The 18,088-nt window shown below is 59.3% G+C and carries 21 protein-coding genes and 1 pseudogene; 9 read left to right on the forward strand and 13 right to left on the reverse strand.

Annotated elements, in window-relative coordinates:
* Positions 1 to 2: 2 nt before the first annotated feature.
* Complete coding sequence (lgt, locus tag ATY80_RS26895; RefSeq protein WP_189637281.1) at positions 3 to 884, reverse strand: prolipoprotein diacylglyceryl transferase; 882 nt, start codon at positions 882 to 884, stop codon at positions 3 to 5.
* 282 nt (positions 885 to 1,166) lie between these two features.
* Between lgt and ATY80_RS26900 the strand changes: the two genes are divergently transcribed.
* The 4 genes from ATY80_RS26900 (at position 1,167) to ATY80_RS26915 (ending at position 3,494) form a co-directional block, all read left to right on the forward strand.
* Positions 1,167 to 1,427 carry an accessory factor UbiK family protein gene (locus ATY80_RS26900; protein WP_088695340.1) on the forward strand — a complete coding sequence of 87 codons (261 nt, stop codon included), beginning with the start codon at positions 1,167 to 1,169 and terminating at the stop codon, positions 1,425 to 1,427.
* A gap of 392 nt (positions 1,428 to 1,819) precedes the next feature.
* Positions 1,820 to 2,320 (forward strand): YbjN domain-containing protein, encoded by a 501-nt coding sequence (locus tag ATY80_RS26905; RefSeq protein ID WP_007789996.1) that lies wholly within the window; start codon positions 1,820 to 1,822, stop codon positions 2,318 to 2,320.
* Entirely contained in the window at positions 2,321 to 3,139 is an 819-nt protein-coding gene (gene proC, locus ATY80_RS26910; RefSeq protein ID WP_088695341.1) for a pyrroline-5-carboxylate reductase, read from the forward strand.
* Between the two features lie 13 nt (positions 3,140 to 3,152).
* On the forward strand, positions 3,153 to 3,494 hold the full coding sequence (locus ATY80_RS26915; RefSeq protein WP_088695418.1) for a tRNA-binding protein: 342 nt from the start codon (positions 3,153 to 3,155) through the stop codon (positions 3,492 to 3,494).
* Here ATY80_RS26915 and ATY80_RS26920 read toward each other — a convergent pair whose 3' ends face one another.
* The 4 genes from ATY80_RS26920 to ATY80_RS26935 are packed head-to-tail and all read right to left on the reverse strand — an operon-like array spanning position 3,495 to position 6,690.
* Positions 3,495 to 4,076 (reverse strand): DUF1349 domain-containing protein, encoded by a 582-nt coding sequence (locus ATY80_RS26920; protein WP_088695342.1) that lies wholly within the window; start codon positions 4,074 to 4,076, stop codon positions 3,495 to 3,497. It lies immediately after the preceding gene.
* Positions 4,077 to 4,082: 6 nt separating this feature from the next.
* Complete coding sequence (locus ATY80_RS26925; RefSeq protein WP_088695343.1) at positions 4,083 to 5,462, reverse strand: ATP-binding protein; 1,380 nt, start codon at positions 5,460 to 5,462, stop codon at positions 4,083 to 4,085.
* 28 nt (positions 5,463 to 5,490) lie between these two features.
* On the reverse strand, positions 5,491 to 6,192 hold the full coding sequence (locus ATY80_RS26930; RefSeq protein WP_025581889.1) for a response regulator transcription factor: 702 nt from the start codon (positions 6,190 to 6,192) through the stop codon (positions 5,491 to 5,493).
* Entirely contained in the window at positions 6,193 to 6,690 is a 498-nt protein-coding gene (locus ATY80_RS26935; RefSeq protein ID WP_088695344.1) for a MarR family transcriptional regulator, read from the reverse strand.
* Between the two features lie 254 nt (positions 6,691 to 6,944).
* On the opposite strand from ATY80_RS26935, the pseudogene ATY80_RS29865 reads away from it, so the two are divergent.
* Positions 6,945 to 7,080, forward strand: a pseudogene (locus ATY80_RS29865) (branched-chain amino acid aminotransferase); the annotation flags it as partial.
* Positions 7,081 to 7,270: 190 nt separating this feature from the next.
* Here the strand turns inward: ATY80_RS29865 and ATY80_RS26940 are convergent.
* The gene (locus ATY80_RS26940; RefSeq protein WP_037132788.1) at positions 7,271 to 7,537 is read right to left on the reverse strand and encodes a hypothetical protein; all 267 of its coding nucleotides are present in this window, start codon (positions 7,535 to 7,537) and stop codon (positions 7,271 to 7,273) included.
* 239 nt (positions 7,538 to 7,776) lie between these two features.
* Positions 7,777 to 8,385, reverse strand: a complete 609-nt coding sequence (locus ATY80_RS26945; protein ID WP_088695345.1) for a DUF1236 domain-containing protein — start codon at positions 8,383 to 8,385, stop codon at positions 7,777 to 7,779.
* Positions 8,386 to 8,612: 227 nt separating this feature from the next.
* Here ATY80_RS26945 and ATY80_RS26950 point away from each other — a divergent pair, with 227 nt between their 5' ends.
* Complete coding sequence (locus ATY80_RS26950; RefSeq protein WP_088695346.1) at positions 8,613 to 9,260, forward strand: MBL fold metallo-hydrolase; 648 nt, start codon at positions 8,613 to 8,615, stop codon at positions 9,258 to 9,260.
* Between the two features lie 64 nt (positions 9,261 to 9,324).
* Here the strand turns inward: ATY80_RS26950 and ATY80_RS26955 are convergent, their stop codons facing one another.
* The 3 genes from ATY80_RS26955 to ATY80_RS26965 form a co-directional block, all read right to left on the reverse strand.
* Complete coding sequence (locus ATY80_RS26955) at positions 9,325 to 9,732, reverse strand: BA14K family protein (protein WP_088695347.1); 408 nt, start codon at positions 9,730 to 9,732, stop codon at positions 9,325 to 9,327.
* 141 nt (positions 9,733 to 9,873) lie between these two features.
* Complete coding sequence (locus ATY80_RS26960; protein WP_007534130.1) at positions 9,874 to 10,089, reverse strand: cold-shock protein; 216 nt, start codon at positions 10,087 to 10,089, stop codon at positions 9,874 to 9,876.
* Positions 10,090 to 10,554: 465 nt separating this feature from the next.
* Entirely contained in the window at positions 10,555 to 11,469 is a 915-nt protein-coding gene (locus ATY80_RS26965) for a DMT family transporter (RefSeq protein ID WP_088695348.1), read from the reverse strand.
* Positions 11,470 to 11,580: 111 nt separating this feature from the next.
* On the opposite strand from ATY80_RS26965, the gene ATY80_RS26970 reads away from it, so the two are divergent.
* Positions 11,581 to 12,066 carry a DUF3052 domain-containing protein gene (locus ATY80_RS26970; RefSeq protein WP_245306935.1) on the forward strand — a complete coding sequence of 162 codons (486 nt, stop codon included), beginning with the start codon at positions 11,581 to 11,583 and terminating at the stop codon, positions 12,064 to 12,066.
* A gap of 8 nt (positions 12,067 to 12,074) precedes the next feature.
* Here the strand turns inward: ATY80_RS26970 and ATY80_RS26975 are convergent, their stop codons facing one another.
* Genes ATY80_RS26975 through ATY80_RS26985 form a run of 3 tightly spaced genes read right to left on the reverse strand, consistent with a single transcriptional unit; the run spans position 12,075 to position 16,395 of the window.
* The gene (locus ATY80_RS26975; protein ID WP_088695349.1) at positions 12,075 to 13,223 is read right to left on the reverse strand and encodes a PQQ-dependent sugar dehydrogenase; all 1,149 of its coding nucleotides are present in this window, start codon (positions 13,221 to 13,223) and stop codon (positions 12,075 to 12,077) included.
* Positions 13,224 to 13,279: 56 nt separating this feature from the next.
* Positions 13,280 to 14,062 carry a class GN sortase gene (locus ATY80_RS26980; protein WP_088695350.1) on the reverse strand — a complete coding sequence of 261 codons (783 nt, stop codon included), beginning with the start codon at positions 14,060 to 14,062 and terminating at the stop codon, positions 13,280 to 13,282.
* On the reverse strand, positions 14,059 to 16,395 hold the full coding sequence (locus tag ATY80_RS26985; RefSeq protein WP_088695351.1) for a marine proteobacterial sortase target protein: 2,337 nt from the start codon (positions 16,393 to 16,395) through the stop codon (positions 14,059 to 14,061). The genes ATY80_RS26980 and ATY80_RS26985 overlap by 4 nt, the downstream gene beginning before the upstream one ends.
* On the opposite strand from ATY80_RS26985, the gene ATY80_RS26990 reads away from it, so the two are divergent.
* Entirely contained in the window at positions 16,351 to 16,716 is a 366-nt protein-coding gene (locus ATY80_RS26990; protein ID WP_141105594.1) for a hypothetical protein, read from the forward strand. The genes ATY80_RS26985 and ATY80_RS26990 overlap by 45 nt on opposite strands.
* Positions 16,717 to 16,770: 54 nt before the next feature.
* On the forward strand, positions 16,771 to 17,973 hold the full coding sequence (locus tag ATY80_RS26995; protein WP_088695353.1) for a pyridoxal phosphate-dependent aminotransferase: 1,203 nt from the start codon (positions 16,771 to 16,773) through the stop codon (positions 17,971 to 17,973).
* The last annotated feature ends 115 nt before the right edge of the window (positions 17,974 to 18,088 follow it).

The raw sequence follows: 18,088 nt of genomic DNA on the forward strand, positions 1-18,088 counted from the left end.
GGTCATTGCTGAAGCGCGGCCTGACGGCGAGCGCGAAGCATGGCCCAGATTCCAAGCAGTACCATCGGCGTGGAAAGCACCATGCCCATGGTGAGCCAATTGGTGCCCAGCAGGTAACCCAGCTGGGCATCCGGTTCGCGGAAGAATTCAACGAAAATGCGGGATAGTGCATAGCCGCAAACGAAGACGCCGGTGACAAAGCCGGGGGTCTTCAGGGCACGGAAACCAAAAATCAGCGCTGCCAGAACCAGAAGCAGCACGATGCCCTCGAGGCCTGCCTCGTAGAGTTGGCTGGGGTGGCGAACAAAGTCGCCGCCGGGGCAGTAGCCGTTGGCCCGCTCGATATATTGGTTGCAGAAGACCATGCCCCACGGCACATCGGTCAAACGGCCCCAAAGCTCACCATTGATGAAGTTGGCGATACGGCCGCAGAATAGGCCGATCGGGACGACCGCCGAGACGATATCGAAGAGGCTCCAGATCGGTACGCTGTTGCGACGGGCGAAGATGATCATCGCGATGGTAGTGCCCGTCAATCCGCCGTGGAACGACATGCCGCCGTTCCATATCTGGATCGCCCGAATCGGGCTCTCGATAACCGACGGTAGATCGTAGAAGAGGATGTATCCGATGCGCCCGCCGAGAACGATGCCGAGCGCGACCCAGATGATGAAATCGTCGAGTTGCACCTTGGTAATCGGGGAAGCGTCAGCCGGCCACAGTTTGTCGTTTCCGGCGAGCTGGCGCGCATAGTACCAGCCGAGCATGATGCCGGCGACATAGGCCAGTCCGTACCAGTGAATTGAGAGTGGGCCGAGCGAAAAGGCGATCGGGTCGATCTCGGGGAACGGCATGATCGCCATAAGATTGGCTACTGTCGGCAAGGTTTTCCCATTCGCTGGCGTGAGTCCCATGGAGTATTCGATCGGACGTCAACGCGCTTCAGTTCAAGGCGTCCTTTGCGACTTTCTAAAGGCGCGCCAAGCTCGGTGTGGGCGGAAGATGGCGCTGGGATCAAAGGTGGTCAAGTCGATTGTTGGCGATCGGGTGGCGGCCGGAAGGCTTATCCAGAGCAAACCGCTTGCATCCTTGGTGGCGAAGGCCTACCTCATTCTTGAGGGGCCGAAGTGGCCCTAACCGGTCTATAGCAAAGGGAGAAAACCGCCATGACGACTGGAGCAAACCGCATCATGGACGAGTTCGCCAAGCTGATGACGGATGCGGCCGGCGCTGCCCAGGGTGTGCGCAAGGAAATCGAGACAGCCTTCAATGCGCAGGCCGAGCGCTGGCTGAATACGCTCGATATCGTCAAGCGCGAAGAGTTCGAGGTTGTGCGCGAAATGGCCATCAAGGCGCGGGATGAAAATGATGCGCTGCTTGCCCGTATCGCCGCCCTTGAAGCCAAGCTTGCGGCTAAGGGCAAGTAATTCCCGTTGTGACACAGGCCGTGGTGTGACCTTTATGAGACACGCCGCGGCCGCGACCTAAAAACCGGGTGTCGTTATCCACCTGTGGACACTGCCAAAAAGATCAATGGGCAGAGTCATTTAAACCCTCCTTCTGAATGGAAATCCGAAAAGCTTTCCACAGTGCCGTTCCCTAAAACGGCGCCAAGGGGCTGGCGTGTCGGCTAGCCCATTATACACTGATTTTAAATGATGATTCGAAGCGGTTGGTAAGCTCCAGGCAGGTTTGACTGCGTTAAGTCTGGTAGCGGTTCAACGGTCATCAGGGTTGGTGGTTCCGGCTGTTGCGTGTGTTCTCCTTGTGTCTCGTTGACGAAGTTGGTTCGCATTCACTCCGGTCAAGAAGGTGCTGCATGAGCCTCATGGAATTGGAAGTCGAGCGTCAGTCGAACCCGGTCGATATGATCGAGTACGTCGCCGCCAATAACGACTGGTCTTTCGAGCGGTCGGGCGATGACGAGATTGCGATGACGGTTGAAGGGAAGTGGACCGACTACCACGTTTCCTTTTCCTGGATGGAAGAGTTTGAGGCGCTGCACCTTGGCTGCGCCTTCGACGTCAAGGTTCCCGAACAGCGTGTCAACGAAGTCACCAAGCTTTTGGCCGCAATCAACGGTCAGGTCCTGATGGGACACTTTGATCTGTGGCGCCAGGAAGATGTCATTATCTTCCGGCAGTCGCTGCTGCTTGCCGGAGGTGCCGAGCCGACCAATCGACAGGTCGAAGTTCTGCTCGCTAGTGCGCTGGACACCTGCGAGGCGTATTATCAGGCTTTCCAGTTCGTGATCTGGTCCGGCATGGATGCGAACCGCGCGATGGAAGCGGTTCTGTTCGAAACCGTCGGCGAGGCGTAAATGTCATCCGCAGCTTCAGGTCCAGTCGTTCTCATCGGTGCCGGCAATATGGGGGGCGCTATGCTCTCCGGCTGGCTGAAGAATGGCATGCCCGGTTCTTCTATCGTTGTCATCGATCCCGGTCCCTCCGAGCAGATGATGAAAACGATCAACGATGCCGGCGTGACCCATGTTACCTCGGCGCCCGCTGGGCTAACGGCAGGCGTTCTTTTCCTTGCGGTCAAGCCGCAAGTGATGGATGCCGTGCTACCTCCGGTCAAGGGAACGGTAGGGCCGGAAACCGTCGTTGTTTCGGTCGCTGCAGGCAAGACGCTGTCGTTCCTTGAAAAGCATCTCGGCGAGGCTGCGATGGTGCGCGCCATGCCGAATACGCCGGCCATGGTCGGTCGAGGCGTCACGGGCGCGTTTGCTAATGCGCGCGTCACGGATGCGCAGCGAGGGCAAGTCGATTCTCTGTTGCGCGTATCCGGTCCGGTGGAATGGGTTCCCACCGAAGCGGATATCGATGCCGTCACCGCCCTGTCGGGAAGTGGGCCGGCTTATGTGTTCTATCTCGTCGAGTGTATGGCAGAGGCAGGCCGTAAACTTGGCTTGCAGGCGGACCTTGCCATGCGCCTTGCACGGGAAACAGTCGCGGGGGCTGGTGAGCTTTTGCACCAGTCCCCCGACGACGCCTCGCGGCTCCGGCAGAACGTGACATCACCGGGCGGCACGACGGCTGCGGCGCTTTCCGTGCTGATGGCCGACGATGCGATGCAGCCGCTTTTCGACAAGGCCCTTGCCGCAGCGCGCAAGCGTGCCGAAGAGCTTGCCGGCTGAGGGCATCAAGACCATGACCGACGAAATCACCTATGCCGACTTCGAGCGTGTCGACATTCGCGTCGGTACGATCGTCGAGGCAAGTCCGTTCCCGGAAGCCCGTAAGCCGGCCTTCAAGCTGCTGATCGACTTCGGGCCTGACATCGGCCTCAAGAAGTCGTCGGCCCAGATCACGGTTCACTATACGCCCGAGAGCCTTGTCGGCCGGCAGGTTCTCGGCGTGGTCAACTTTCCACCGCGACAGATCGGCCCGGTTCGCTCGGAAGTCCTGACGCTCGGGTTCGAGGATGAGGCGGGCGCCATCGTTCTTGCGGCAACCGACAAACCGGTACCGAACGGTAAGAAACTGATGTGATCAGTGGATTTCGCGCGACAGCGGATCGGTGAGCGAGAAATCGTGAAATACGGCTTCGAAGCCGGCGCGTTGCGGCGAGCAGAACGTGGGGCCGACGGAAATTTCCGTAAATGCCGGATCAAACCATGCAAGGCGTGCCATGCGCCAGTCTTCCATGCGGTTTGTCTTGTACTGAATGAACAGGGCATCGCCGTTTCGTGTCACCCGCACGCCCATACGCTCGAATGCGTGGTCGATCCGAAAGGCTGACCAATCGGAATTGCCATTGGTCACGACGACGCTGAAATGCCTGGCGCCATCGGTATATTCGATCCCGCATTTCATCCAATGCCTTGCGTTAGCACGTACCATGAGGCCCGCCTGGTCATAGAGTTCCTGGTAGCGTCCCGAGAAGGAAACCTCGGCGGTGAAGTCACCTTGTCGCTGACGGTGCAGGAAATGTCCGCCGTCGCGATGGAAACCGTAGTAAGTTCCCTGCCAGAAATCGGTTTTGTGTCCGGACCAGACATGCAGCTCGCCGTCGCGGTCTTCACAGCGAGGCGGCGGGTTCAGCCATGTCATTCGATTGATATCGATCGCCATCGGCTCTCACGCGGGTAGGCGGACGGTCGCCCGCAGGCCGCCGAGGGGACTATCGCCGAGCGTGACGTTGCCGCCATGGCTTCGGGCGATGTCGCGGGCGATTGCCAAGCCGAGGCCGGTGCCGGAGGCATCGAGATTCCGTGCTTCGTCGAGCCGGAAGAACGGTTTGAAGACATCCTCGCGGTTCTTCTCGGGAATCCCCGGGCCATCGTCGTCAAAGGTTACCGTCAGCCACTTGGCGCTGTGCTTGGCATTGATATCGAGCGTGTTGGCGTAGCGGCGGGCATTGGAGGCGAGGTTGGTCACAAGACGCGTGAAGGCGTTCGGGCGCACCAAAATCTCATCGTCGCCTTCGATCGAGTAGGTAAGCGCCTTGCCGTCGTGAAGCTCGAAGTCTGCCTCCAATCGAGCGAAAAGCTCGCTGAGCTTCATGTCGCCGACATCCTCTTCGACCTCGCCTCGGGCAAACGCCATGTAGGCCTCAAGCATCGACTGCATATCGTTGACATCGTCGTTCAGGCCATGCAGGTCGGGATTGTCGCCGGCGAGCGCCAATTGCAGCTTGAAACGCGTCAGGATCGTGCGCAGATCGTGGCTGACACCGGTCAGCATCGCTGTGCGCTGCTCGATCTGCCGCTCGATGCGCTCTCGCATCAGAATGAAGGCGAGGCCGGCACGCCGAACCTCGTCTGCGCCACGCGGGTGAAAATTGTCAGCTTTTTGGCCCTTGCCGAAGCTTTCGGCAGCGTTCGCCAGCGCAAGGATCGGTCGAATCTGTCCGCGCAGGAATAGGATTGATATGCCGATCAGCACCAGCGAGGCGCCGACCATCCAGACGATAAAGATGTGTGTGTTGGAGGCGTAGGTCGAGCTGCGCCTTGCCAGCACGCGAAGGATCTTATCCTCGAGCTTGATGCGAATCTCGACGAGATTGGAATCGCCCAATGTGTCGATCCAGAACGGGCGTTTGACCTGGTCGCTGATCTCGTCGCTCAGGATTCCGTCGAGGATGGAGAAGAAGGGCTTTGTGCGCGGCGGTGGCAGATCGCCGTCCGGTTCGATCGAGATCTGCAGGTTCATCTGGTCGCGTGCGATGCGGGTGACTTCGCTGTAATCCGTATCCTGCGGGTAGGTCTCGATGATCTGGATGATTGCTGCAATATCGCGCGTGACCGCCGCTGAAAGGCGCTGCGTCACCATCTGCCAATGGCGCTCCATGAACACGGCGGCGACGACGGACTGCAACAGCACCATCGGGATAATGATAATCAGCAACGACCGAACATAGAGACCGGTCGGCAGATAGAGCCGTAGCCTGCGTATCATCCATCGCCATCCGCGGGCGGGCGAGCGGTCGTCGCGCCGAAGAGAGTCGAATGTCACCATATGGTCGCCGGTCCTGCGGTTGCGACTGTCAATCGATGCTCAATCGGTATCCTATACCACGAACCGTCTGCAGCCAGACCGGATTTGCGGGGTCATCCTCGATCTTGCGCCGCAGGCGATTGATCTGCACATCGATGGTGCGCTCGCCGACATCAACATCGTTACCGATGAGCTCATGTCGCGGAATGGTATCGCCAGCGCGCTTGGCGAACAGCAGCATGATTTCCTGCTCGCGATCCGTCAACCGGACCACTTCGGAGGCTTTTTTCAACTCCTTACGCGTCAGGGAGAAGGTATATGGTCCGAACATCACTTGTTCGATCTTCGGCGCATCGTTCGAGACATTGCGGCGCAGGATGTTGTTGACGCGCAGCACGAGTTCGCGCGGGTCGAAGGGTTTTGCCAGATAGTCGTCTGCGCCAGCTTCCAGTCCGGCGATGCGGCTGCCCGATTCCGCAAGCGCTGTCAGCATGATGATCGGCACGTTCTTGATTGTGCGCAGGCCCTTGGTCACCTCGATCCCCGAATCTCCCGGCATCATCACGTCCATGATGATCAGGTCGAAATCCAGGCCGGCGAGCTTGCGTTGTGCCTCAGCGCCATCCGCGGCTACCGTCACCCTGAACCCGTTCTCGGTCAAATAGCGGTTGAGCAGAGCGCGGATACGCGTGTCGTCATCCACAACAAGCAAGTGCGCAGCGTCGTCCGAAATCACTGTCTTTGTCGCCATTCAATCCGCTCTCGAGTTTGGTCTGTTTCGCATACCTCTCAGAAAGGCCTTTATGCCCTCCCGTACCTCCGGGGAAGCCCCGTCGAATGCTCTCTCAATACGGCGCGATTGCGGCTCTGCCAGAGCAAGAGCAAGCTCGCGCCCCATCGTGGTAGGATAGAGCTTGCGCTGCCGCCTGTCTTCAGGCCCCGCTATCTGTCGAATATACCCCGAATCGATGAGTTGTTTGAGCACTCTTGCAAGACTCTGCTTGGTAATCTTCAACGTATCCAGCAGATCGGCAACCGTCATGCCCGGGTTGCGGTTAACGAAATGAACGACGCGGTGGTGCGCCCGCCCGAAGCCGATCTCCGCAAGAATGGCGTCAGGATCGGAAACGAAGTCGCGATAGGAAAAGAACAGAAGCTCGATGATCTCGAAATCGATGGTTTCCGTGTTTTCCATCGGCATCTTGAGCGGTTCGGGCTTGCCCGCCTTCGGGCTCGTCTGGCGTGCCAATTTGGCATTTCCTTTCTAGTTGCGCACCTTCCGGGAAGTTTTCGAAAAATATGTCAGTATTGGTGACGTATCTTTGCGCTGTTGCGAGCTTCCCTATGCGTTGCGAAGCCGAAAGAGGACGCCATTTCCAATGGAAATTTGGCCTGACTTCGCAAACTTCACTACAATGCGTAATTTTCCCCTGCGCCAGTGGATAAAACGTATCGGGGACAACAATCAACAGCAATGGCGTGCGGGCGTCGGAGGAGTGCGACGTGACTTCAGTGACCCTTTGCCAATTGGACGGCGAAATCTGGTCCAACGGCACGTTCGTGCCGTGAAGACGCAAAGATCCACATATTGACCCACGGGCTGCACTACGCGAGTGCGATGTTCGGAGGAGGGCGCGCGCCTATGACGGTTGGCCGAAGTGACGTCGGTTTTGGAAATCAGCCCACATAAATCAGGCCGGGGCGATCAGCGAAACGCTGATGAATGATTAACGGAAGAAGTGTCTCGGGCAGCCACGACAGCCGAGTAATCTTCGCTGACAGGAGCGGCCGGGTTCCTTGCGAGCTCGGCCGCTTTCTTGACGCCCTGTTTATCTTGCGCGAGCTGCTACGGCGCCGACGATCGTCGACAGGATACCGCCGCCGATCAAGCCGCCGATACCGTCGGCAATGAGGCCGGTCATTGCGGCTTCACCACCTACCATGCTGAGCAGCATGCCGCCGCCGATGCCGCCGATTGCACCGGCGATCGTTCGGGCAACGGCATTGATTGCAACCTGTTTCAGCGCTCCGCTTGCGACGTTGCCGCCGACGGCGCCTGCTATCGCCTGCGTGATGATGGGCAATAAGGCTTCCACGATTTCCCTCCTTCGCGTTTCCTCAAAACGCCTCTGCCGGCTGGGTGGTCCGAGAAGATCGCCAGCCCCTACAGGCGATCCGACGTCCGACCGGGAGCAGGGGATATCGTCTGAATTGCAGTATCTTATCATGATTGAATGTAAAGTGGAATGGAGGGCAACCCACGCGTGAAAGTTTTCCATGCTGCCGTCAAAAGAAAAGGCGCCCGAAGGCGCCTTTTTCCAACTGTCCACCATAGTCAGTTGTAGACGTAAACGATGCGACGGGTACCGGGATCCACAAGGACCGGCCGATCGTTGATGCGGACATATCGATACTGATAGTCCGGAATTTCCTGGAACGTCACGCTGTCGGGTACCGACGCGCCGACGACCACATCACCACGGAGGCGGACGGTCCGGGCCGGATTGGTTTGAACATAAGTCGTGACGGTCTCAGGCGGGCTGATCGCCTCGATAGAGCCAACAGGTCCCAACAGTTCGTCCCCTGGAGCGGGGTCAGGAGCGATGCTTGCCGTCGTCTCATAGGTGACGATAGGCACGCCGAGGTCGGCCTGGTGTTGCTCGACAATGACGCTGCTGCCACCTTGTTCAACCTGCAGATATTGCGCATAGACCCAGCCACGGACGCCATTGACGTCAACGCGGCACCAACGGCTTCCCTGGATGCAGCCGTCCAGCATTGTCTGCGAGCCGCGCGTCGCTATTCCGATGGAAGGATACTGCGGGCCGGGGCCGGCACGAACGTTCAGATCGTTGATGGCCGTGGCAACCATGTCCGCCTGGGCAAGACCGGCGCTTCCCACGACGATCGCGCCAGCCAGGAACAGATTTCGCTTCAAGGTCATCTCGTTTCTCCTTGTCTTGTACAGGCAGGTAACGTTTGGTTGATGGTGATGTTCCAGCGCGCTCAGACTCGCCGGTAAACGATTGTATCAATGTGTTAAATTCAAACGGAACCGGCGCCGAGGTCCGGGCGCCGGGGCATTGACGGCCTTTGCTTTTATAAATCGCGGGCTGTGCGCAACGCCGTTTCAGACTATAGGGACACGGAACAGAGAGAAGCGAGGCACTCATGGGCATGCTCCAGGCCGGTATTATTCCGGTGACACCCTTCCAGCAGAACTGCACGATCCTCTTCGATCCTGAGACGAAGGAGGGCGTCGTGGTCGATCCAGGCGGGGATGTGCCGGCGATCCTAGAGGCCATCAAGTCGAACGGTTTCAGCATCAAGGAAATCTGGCTGACGCACGGCCATCTTGATCACGCCGGCGGTGCGAAGGAGCTCAAGGAGGCTCTGGGTATTGATATCGTCGGCCCGCATCAGGACGATCTTCCCCTGTTGCAGCGGGTCGAGACGCAGGCGCAGAAATATGGCCTTCCGCCGGGCATGCAGAATGTCGTTCCCGACCGCTGGCTGAAGGATGGCGACAAGGTTTCCTTCGGCACTCACGAGTTCGAAGTCTATCACACGCCAGGCCACGCGCCGGGCCATGTTATCTATTTCAACCGCGCACAGAACTTTGCCCATCTGGGCGACGTCCTGTTCAACGGCTCGATTGGTCGAACTGATCTGCCGGGGGGCAACCACCAGCAATTGCTCGATTCGATCCGCGATAAGGTTCTGCCGCTGGGCGATGACGTCGGCTTCATTTGCGGGCACGGGCCGGGCAGCCGGATCGGCGATGAGCGACGCAGCAATCCCTTCCTGCAGGGGATCTGACCATCAAAAACAAAAAAGCGCCGTTGAAAGGCGGCGCTTCGTGCCCGACCATACGTTCAGGCTATCAGCCGGCGTTGCAGAAGTGGCTGCGACCGTCATTGCCGATAAACGTGCCGCTGGCCGGATCGAACGATCGATAGCGATAAGAGCAATAGCGCTCCCACTGCGGAGTCCAGGGCTCGATGTCAGCGACCGGACGATAGTAACGGGGCGGGGGAGCGCGATAAACCGGAACGGCTTCATATTCCGGCTCATAGACCGGCGGATCGATGTAGCGCGGCTCGTCATAGCGCGGCGCGCTGGCAATGGCAGAGCCGACGATCAGGCCCGTTGCGAGGCCGACGGCGCCGCCCACAAGTGCGTCGTCGCTATGGTGGCGGTGCCAATCACCTGCCGATGCAACGCCGATCGATGACACCGTGAGGGCTGCAGCGGTTGCCGTCATTAGGAGCGTTTTCGCAAGCCTGTTCATTTGTCTTTCCCTGTTTAAACCGATTCCGGTTCTGCACCTTGATGATGGCAAGGTAAGGGCCGCGAGGTGAATGCAGGCTGAATGACAAAACCCGGCATCGCTGCCGGGCTTCAACTCGAATTGACAACGTTGGCTGGAGGGTCAGCCTGCAATCTGCAGGTTGACAGCCTTAGGGCCCTTGCCGCGGCGGTCCGGCTCCGTGTCGAAGCTAACCTTCTGATTTTCCGTCAGTCCGGCCAAGCCTGAAGCCTGAACGGCAGAAATGTGTACAAAGATGTCCGCCCCGCCCTTGTCCGGCTTGATGAAGCCAAAACCTTTGTCGGTATTGAAGAATTTTACAGTGCCAGTCTCGGCCATGCGTCAGGTCCTTTTGTCTCTGCCCGCCATCCACACGGGCAGCATCACTGATATTGCCTCCTCGCGGAGACGTTAGCAGGCAATCATTGAAATGTGAGAAAAAGGTCCCCTCTAGCTCAACCACATTCCCCGCGGAACTGACGCCCGCTTTATTGGAACCGGTTGACCGGAATATTAGCGTCTCCGGCGCGCACATTCCTAAGGACTTCCCATGCTCGCAAAATGCCCGAACACGGTGAGAGTGCTGCGATTATTAAGTTTTGGCAAGCAAAAGTTTTTTAACGCCTCTGTGCAGATACGCCTCTCTGAGCGGCTTTTTCGCGCGTCTTGAGCAAAAATTTGGTCGTTAGCCGCCGCAGATCAAGGCTTTATATCGTTGGCAATATAGTTTGGGAGCAGATTTTGCCAAAAATGCAACAATAGCGCGACTACGCAAAAGCTAAAGTTTTTTTCTTTTCGGGACATTCAACCCAAATTTGGGCTCGGTTTCAGTCTGTCCGAAGCACGACGGCGCGCTATTTCGGGCACGACTTCAACCAGAAGCATAGCGGTAAACATCAACGCGCAGCCGGCGTAGCCGAGTGGCGGCATGGTTTCGCCCAAGAGCAGGGCGCCGAGAGAGGCGCCGAAGAGCGCTTCCGAGGACAGGAAGATCGCTGCTTGCGATGGAGTCGTGTAGCGCTGGCCGATGATCTGCAGCGAAAAGGCGACACCGGAGGAGAAGAGGCCGACATAAAGGATCTCGGGAGCGGCCGCTAAGACCGCCTCCCAGCTGATCGGTTCCGCGATGATGGCAACGGCAAGCGCGCAGGCGGCGGTCACGGCAAACTGGGCGACCGAGAGTGCAAGCGGACGACCGGTGTCCGATACCGTGGTGCCCGCCAGGGTGATCTGTCCGGCCCAGAAGATTGCGCAAACGACCGTAAGCAAGTCGCCGGTCGTCAGTGCCGAGAGTTGTCCGCCTGACAGCAAATAGATGCCGGAGACGGCCATGATTGCACCCGGCCAGATGATCCAGTGCGGGGAGCGGCGAAGGAAGACGACGGCGATCAAGGGGACGATCACGACGTAGAGCCCGGTGATGAAACTCGAATTCGTCACGGTCGTCGTCTGCAGGCCGATCTGTTGGGTTGTGGCGCCGCCGAATAGCGCAAGGCCGGTCAACAGGTAGAGCTTGAGATGGCGCGGAGCGGTCTTGACCGGCGCCTTGCGTGCCTCAAACAGCATGAACGGCAGGACCGCCACAGCCGCGATCATGAAGCGCAGGCCGATGAACCAGAACGGACCGATCGCCTTCATTGCCGTCGACTGCGCGACAAAGCCACCGCCCCAGATGGCAGCTGCAAGCAATAGAAGGAGGTTCGCCTGAATGCGCGTCATTTCGTCCTCGATACGGGAGCGGGAGAGTATGGCCGAGCGTTAACAGTTGCCTTTCGTTTGGGCAAGGGTGAAGAATGTCGCCACTGCGCTAGCGTCTGAGAGCAAAAACGGATGACAAGGAAAGCGGTTTCATTGCCGGACGAAAAGGATGCGCTACGACAGCAAGGGGATGGTGCGCCGGCGGGGTATTCGGGCAGTTCGCTGAGACGAAAGCTGGGTCTGAGGGATGGGCAGGCGGCACTCCTGATCGCTGTGCCCGAGATCGCCGAAATTCAAGCCTTTGATCAATTCTCCGCCGTCGAGACTGCTCTGCCATCGATGATCGAGCGTCGCTTTGACTACGGCCACGTTTTTGAAACCCGCCGGTCGGCCCTAGAGGACATGGCACCGGTTCTCTCGGGCGTTATCAAACCCGATGGGATGCTATGGATTTCCTGGCCTAAGAAAGCCGCACGGGTGCCGACGACAATCACCGAAGACGTGCTGCGATCGATTTTCCTGCCTTTGGGACTGGTCGACGTCAAAGTCTGCGCCATAGACGAGACATGGTCCGGCCTTAAGTTCGTGAACCGAAAGGAACTGCGTGCCGGTCTCTAGACTTCGCATCAGCCATTATTGGCCGGCGCTCGCGACACTCTCAGCAAGGCACCATCGTCTTCATCCGTGAGGACCAGCACCGCGCCATCGGGCGCAACGATCACATCGCGCAGGCGGCCATAGGAGCCATCGAATATCCGCTCCTCGGCGACGAAGGCTCCGCTGTCGTCGCGCTGCATTCTCGAAAGCAGCTGGAATTTCAGCGCCGCGACGAGGAAGTTGCCATCCCATTCAGGGAACATCTTGCCGTGGTATATGGCCAGTGCCCCCGGCGCGATGGACGGGTCCCAATAGTAAAGGGGTTGCTCAAGTCCTTCCTTGGCGGTTCCTTCGCCGATCTCGGCGCCGGAATAATCACGGCCATAGGTGATAATCGGCCAGCCGTAGTTTTTGCCGGGCTCTATGTGGTTGATCTCGTCGCCGCCGCGCGCGCCGTGCTCTACCGTGTAAAGCTTGCCGTCGGCGGCATCAAAGGCAATGCCCTGTGGATTGCGATGACCTTTCGACCATATTTCAGGAAGTGCCTTGGCGCCATCCTTGAAGGGGTTGTCGCCAGGAATGCTGCCATCGGCGTTGATGTGGATGATGGAGCCGGCGTCATCCTTCCAATCCTGTGAGCGCTCCCTGTCGCCGCGGTCGCCGATGCTGATGAACAGCGAGCCGTCCTTGGCGAAGGCGATTCGCGAGCCGTACTGGATATTGCCACCGGTGAAGCGCTTCATCGCGAAGATGGATCTAACATCGTTCAGCTTTGTTCCGTCCTCTGACAGCGTCGCGCTGAATACCTCGGTTCCGGAGCCGCCCTTGGCGCTAGTCGCAGCGGTTAGGAATATCTTGCGGCTCGTTGCAAAATCAGGCGCGAGCGCGACGTCCATCAGGCCTCCTTGGCCGCGGGCATTGACATCAGGTACGCCTCCGATGGGAGCCGAGAGCCTGCCGTCACGGATTATCCGCAGCCGCCCCGGTCGTTCGGTGACGAGGTAGGAACCATCTGGGAGAACCTCGACCGCCCAGGGATGCTCGAGCCCCTTCACAATCGTATCGACCTGTAACTCGACGGTCTTCGTCTTGACGATATCGGCGGAGAGGCTTGGGGCAGCGGCCAACACCGCGGTTGCGAGAAAGAGCCCGTATCGAAGCCTTGCAAGTGTCGTCATGGTCCGTCCCAATTTCTGTCCCGGTCAACCTGGAGCGTCGGCCATCTGCTTCAACCTCATTTGCCCCCGGATAACGGTTTTGTGTTTGTCGATGGCACGGTGGCGGTTGGCTGCGGATCAACGAGTTCCGCTTCTACGATATAGCGCAGCGGGCCGCGTTCCGTTGCGCCGAAAGGCCAGCAAGTCGCGAGTATGAGATGGCGACCTTGCGCTGCCGGATCAATGCCGCTGTGGTCCCACGGCACGACGCGACCTTCGCCTGCCTTGAACGTCAGCACCTTGCCGTCACGACGCGTAACCTCGATCTCATCACCGGGTTTAACATCCTTCAGCCAGCGGAAATGGGTGTCGCGGTGGGCGGCGATGACAGAAGTTCCCTCATCGCCGGGTTGGGGAGTGTTGGCGAGCCAGGCAGGGCCGAAGGCCAGCGCCTCTCCGGAGGCGCCCGAAAGGACAATCGCGTGCTTGCCGAGACGAGGTGCGGACACCTCCGCTTCGGTCGTGAAATCCGCCCAGGGCCACGGCTTGGCGTCTTCGCCGCGAAGTTCGGCGGCAAAGGCCCTCTTCAGAAGAACTTGCGACAGGTTCGCTTTGGCCTTGATGTAGAGCCCGTCGGCGACCAACAGCGTTCCGTAGAGCGCAAGCGCCGCGATGCTCACGGCAATGGCCTTTTCAACAATGGAGAGACGGGGAAACAGCGTGCGGCTTTCCTGTCCCGTCGTCGTATCGTAAGCAGTCGCCGCCGCGGTTGCCATGGCGAGCTCGAGATAGGTTGGAAGCGGACCGAACTCCTCCGCTTCGTGGTTTCGAACTCCTGCTCGCGAGCCCACTGGCGTCATTGCTTGGCTCCTGCGAAGACGCCGCGCACGCGCCGGCGCCAGATGGCGAGCCCGCTTGCTGCGATCAGTGCGGCGAGAAGCATGAAGATGCCGCGGACGATCTGCTCGTCTGCTCGCGTTGCAGTTTGTGGCAGCTTTACCGATCCAGACTTCTGCGCGATCAGCCCGGCAGCCTTCGCAGTCGGCGCGGCAGCCATACGCGATGCCGCAAGCTGGGCAAATTCCTGCTGGGGCGTTGCCATCGCATGATCGGGCGGGCTGGCAGGTGCGGGCAGCGCTTCTTCGCCAACGACCTTCTCGAAATTCCAGCCGTCGGGCAGGTTCAGCGGCAACTTCGCGGAGCCGACAGGTTCGCCGGTCGGACGCGCCGGTGTGACGTCGACTGCGACGAGGCTGGTCACGCGCGAGACAAGGTGGTGGGCGAGCGCTATTGCCTCGATGTCCTTGTCGAGCGAAGCGCGGTCTTCCCGTTCGTAGGCACGGGCTTCGAGATCATCGATCTTGCGCCGCGCCCAGAGCTTCGAGATGCCCTGGCCATTGGCGGCATTTGCGATATCCATGTCGACGCGCCAGGGCTGAAGGCCGGTCTTGCCTATGATCTGCAGCTTGCCGTCGGGTTTTTCCTCCGGCAGTTCGGCTGTCAGGACGACCGGCTCGCCCGTATAGAGGTCAGGCATCGGATTCGGGGTGATGTCCTCGGCCTTTATACCTTCGAAGGTTGCCGCGATATCGGTCATTGCCGGGGTTTGCAGCTTCGCGAAAAGCTCTCCCATGCGGCTCGCGACCTGGTCCGCGGACCCGATCTGGGTGAAGGTGCCGCGACCCATCTCGGCGGCCTTGGTCATGAAATAGGAGTTCGGGGCCGAGCCGATACCGACGGTGAAGACGCGAGCGTCGCCGCGGTTCTGGCTGATTTCGCCAAACAACTGCTGTTCGTCGCCGATTGCGCCGTCTGTCAGGAACACGACCTGGCGAAGCGCGCCGTTTGCGACAGGACCCTGGTTGCGCAGCGCATCCTGCAGTGCCGGCAGCATTTCGGTGCCGCCATCGGCGGTCAGTCCGCGAACGTAGGCAATGGCCTTCTCACGATTGTTGGGTGAAGCGGCAACAAGGCTGTTGAAGTAGTCGGTCATCGTGTCGTCGAAGCGGATGACGTTGAAGCGATCGTCGGGATTGAGCTTCGAGATGGCAAGCGCCAGGCTTTCCTTGGCCTGTTCGATCGACGGGCCGGACATGGAGCCGGAATTGTCGATGACGAAGACGACTTCGCGCTTGGCTCCAGGCGAGGATGCGTCAGGGGTTGCCGGCGGTGTTACGAAGGCGAGCAGATAGGTCTTGCCGTTGATGACCTCACGGAAAAGGCCGGCGCTTGGCGCTTTGCCCGGCGCGGCCTTCCAGGTGAGTTCGAAGTCCTTATCCGCCGGAACGCTCTCACCTTTAAGCGAGATCATGCGGTTCTGGTCGCCGTCCTGCTTGATGTCTACGTTGTGGAAGGAGGATTTTACGTCGCCGAGTGGGAAACCGGCGTTGAGATTGACGGTAAGCGCGACGGGATTGATCTTGGCGTTTTCGCGGGGATCGAGAACCGGCGCCTCGATCTTCTCGCGATGATCCACCGGGTCGGTCGGGACGGCGAAACCGGCGCCATTGTTGAATTCCACAGTCTGGACGATCGGCGCGGGATTGTAGCGCGGGGCGACGACCATCGGGAAGCGCAGCGAGAACTCGCCGGCGGATTGGTGGACGGCCTGCTGGTATTCGATCTGCACGACAATCGTTTCGCCCGGGCCGATGTTGGCGACCTGGTTGGTAAAAATGTTGGGGCGCTGCTGCTCGAGAAGGGCAGCCTTCTTGCCTTCCACCTTTGCCTGTTCGTAGATCTCGCGCGCCTCCTGGCGCGGCTTGATCTGACCTTCGATGAAGCGCTCGCCGATCTGCATCTTCAGCACGTCTACCGCGGCGTTTTCCGGAAGTGGAAAGACGTAAGTGCCCTCGACCCAGCCTTTGCTCGGGTTCTGGAAGCGCTGCGTGACCTTGACGCGGGCGATGGGGCCGGACACGTCCATCTGCACATCGGTCTTCAGGCGCGGTGCCTCGACGAAGAAACCGGGTTCCCTAGCGGGAAAGAGGAGCGAGCCGCTGTTGACGTCGTTCGGCCGAACGAGACCGGCGAGCTGCTCGACCTTCTGCTGGACTTCTTCGGCGTAAACCGTCGTGACGAGCCCGAACGTCATAAGGATCGACGCGGCGAAAGCCACGAATGCAACCAGCAATGAGATGGATACGCGATGGGCGCGAAGGCGCCTTATGACAAGTTCGTCTTCCAGAAACATGGGTATGCCCTCAATAACCAATGTCGGATGCAAACAAAATGCGGCTTCGATCTCGGCGCGCTCGCGACCGAATTGCGGCATGTCGCGGCATTTGTTGCGACCAATTCGTGGCAAAGCCCGAAAAAGGCGAAGTTTTTGATTTCAGAGCGTAAATCGGGCTCTCTTCAGAAACTGATTCAGGTACTTCGCAAAATGATTCATCGGGCCGAGCGGGCGATGTCGCGAATCGCCAATCGCATGAGCCGACCGATCACGAAGAATCATTGGCACCATCACGCCTTTGCGCTTGAAATGCCTGCTCACATTGGACATAGAGCTTAGCGCAGAATTCCGGTCCCGGCCTTCTGCCCAAATCAACCGTATAGGACCGATATCATGGCCTTTCTTGCCGATGCTCTTTCCCGTGTGAAGCCTTCAGCCACCATCGCCGTTTCCCAGAAAGCGCGCGAGCTGAAAGCAAAAGGACGCGATGTGATTGGCCTCGGCGCCGGCGAGCCGGATTTCGATACGCCAGACAATATCAAGAAGGCCGCCATCGACGCAATCAACCGCGGCGAGACGAAGTACACGCCGGTTTCCGGGATACCTGAGCTGCGCAAGGCGATCGCCGCGAAGTTCAAGCGCGAGAACGGCCTGGAATACTCCTGGGAGCAGACGATCGTCGGTACCGGCGGCAAGCAGATCCTCTTCAATGCCTTCATGGCGACGCTGAACCCGGGCGATGAAGTCGTCATCCCGGCGCCGTACTGGGTGTCCTACCCGGAAATGGTATCGCTGTGCGGCGGCACGCCTGTCATCGTTTCGGCAACGCAGGAAAACAACTTCAAGCTCCAGGCGGCCGATCTCGACAAGGCGATCACGCCGAAGACGAAGTGGTTCGTCTTCAATTCGCCGTCCAACCCGTCCGGCGCTGCCTATACGCACGACGAGTTGAAGGCGCTGACGGACGTGTTGCTCAAGCATCCGCATGTCTGGGTGCTGACCGACGACATGTACGAGCATCTGACCTATGGCGACTTCAAGTTCGTCACGCCTGTGGAAGTCGAGCCGAAGCTCTACGACCGCACGCTGACGATGAACGGCGTCTCCAAGGCCTATGCCATGACCGGCTGGCGTATCGGCTACGCAGCCGGCCCGCTGCAGCTCATCAAGGCGATGGACATGATCCAGGGCCAGCAGACCTCCGGCGCAACCTCGATTGCCCAGTGGGCCGCCGTCGAAGCGCTGAACGGCACGCAGGATTTCATCCCCGCCAACAAGAAGATCTTCGAAGGCCGCCGTGACCTCGTCGTATCGATGCTGAACCAGGCCAAGGGCATCACATGCCCGTCGCCGGAAGGCGCCTTCTACGTTTATCCGTCCTGCGCCGGCTTGATCGGGAAGACCGCGCCGTCGGGCAAGGTCATCGAGACGGACGAAGACTTCGTGTCTGAGCTTTTGGAGAGCGAAGGCGTTGCCGTCGTTCATGGCTCGGCCTTCGGCCTCGGCCCGAACTTCCGCATCTCCTATGCGACCTCGGAAGCCCTGCTCGAGGAAGCCTGCAAGCGCATTCAGCGCTTCTGCGGCGCCTGCAAGTAAGCCTCCGATCTACCTATTGCTGAAAAAAACCCGTCGGAAACGGCGGGTTCTTTTTTGCAGGCGTGCAATTCAATCTTCGCTAACAACTGTCGCCTATCTGTCGGCCCAACTTCTC

It is taken from the genome of Rhizobium sp. R711 (assembly GCF_002211365.1).
Lineage (GTDB): Bacteria > Pseudomonadota > Alphaproteobacteria > Rhizobiales > Rhizobiaceae > Rhizobium.

Bases quoted from the DNA above. Each gene is read 5' to 3' on its own strand.
- ATY80_RS26900 (WP_088695340.1), top strand. From the start codon at position 1,167: ATGACGACTGGAGCAAACCGCATCATGGACGAGTTCGCCAAGCTGATG.
- ATY80_RS26905 (WP_007789996.1), top strand. From the start codon at position 1,820: ATGAGCCTCATGGAATTGGAAGTCGAGCGTCAGTCGAACCCGGTCGAT.
- proC (WP_088695341.1), top strand. From the start codon at position 2,321: ATGTCATCCGCAGCTTCAGGTCCAGTCGTTCTCATCGGTGCCGGCAAT.
- ATY80_RS26915 (WP_088695418.1), top strand. From the start codon at position 3,153: ATGACCGACGAAATCACCTATGCCGACTTCGAGCGTGTCGACATTCGC.
- ATY80_RS26920 (WP_088695342.1), bottom strand. From the start codon at position 4,076: ATGGCGATCGATATCAATCGAATGACATGGCTGAACCCGCCGCCTCGC.
- ATY80_RS26925 (WP_088695343.1), bottom strand. From the start codon at position 5,462: ATGGTGACATTCGACTCTCTTCGGCGCGACGACCGCTCGCCCGCCCGC.
- ATY80_RS26930 (WP_025581889.1), bottom strand. From the start codon at position 6,192: ATGGCGACAAAGACAGTGATTTCGGACGACGCTGCGCACTTGCTTGTT.
- ATY80_RS26945 (WP_088695345.1), bottom strand. From the start codon at position 8,385: ATGACCTTGAAGCGAAATCTGTTCCTGGCTGGCGCGATCGTCGTGGGA.
- ATY80_RS26950 (WP_088695346.1), top strand. From the start codon at position 8,613: ATGGGCATGCTCCAGGCCGGTATTATTCCGGTGACACCCTTCCAGCAG.
- ATY80_RS26955 (WP_088695347.1), bottom strand. From the start codon at position 9,732: ATGAACAGGCTTGCGAAAACGCTCCTAATGACGGCAACCGCTGCAGCC.
- ATY80_RS26960 (WP_007534130.1), bottom strand. From the start codon at position 10,089: ATGGCCGAGACTGGCACTGTAAAATTCTTCAATACCGACAAAGGTTTT.
- ATY80_RS26965 (WP_088695348.1), bottom strand. From the start codon at position 11,469: ATGACGCGCATTCAGGCGAACCTCCTTCTATTGCTTGCAGCTGCCATC.
- ATY80_RS26970 (WP_245306935.1), top strand. From the start codon at position 11,581: ATGACAAGGAAAGCGGTTTCATTGCCGGACGAAAAGGATGCGCTACGA.
- ATY80_RS26975 (WP_088695349.1), bottom strand. From the start codon at position 13,223: ATGACGACACTTGCAAGGCTTCGATACGGGCTCTTTCTCGCAACCGCG.
- ATY80_RS26980 (WP_088695350.1), bottom strand. From the start codon at position 14,062: ATGACGCCAGTGGGCTCGCGAGCAGGAGTTCGAAACCACGAAGCGGAG.
- ATY80_RS26990 (WP_141105594.1), top strand. From the start codon at position 16,351: ATGGGCGCGAAGGCGCCTTATGACAAGTTCGTCTTCCAGAAACATGGG.
- ATY80_RS26985 (WP_088695351.1), bottom strand. From the start codon at position 16,395: ATGTTTCTGGAAGACGAACTTGTCATAAGGCGCCTTCGCGCCCATCGC.
- ATY80_RS26995 (WP_088695353.1), top strand. From the start codon at position 16,771: ATGGCCTTTCTTGCCGATGCTCTTTCCCGTGTGAAGCCTTCAGCCACC.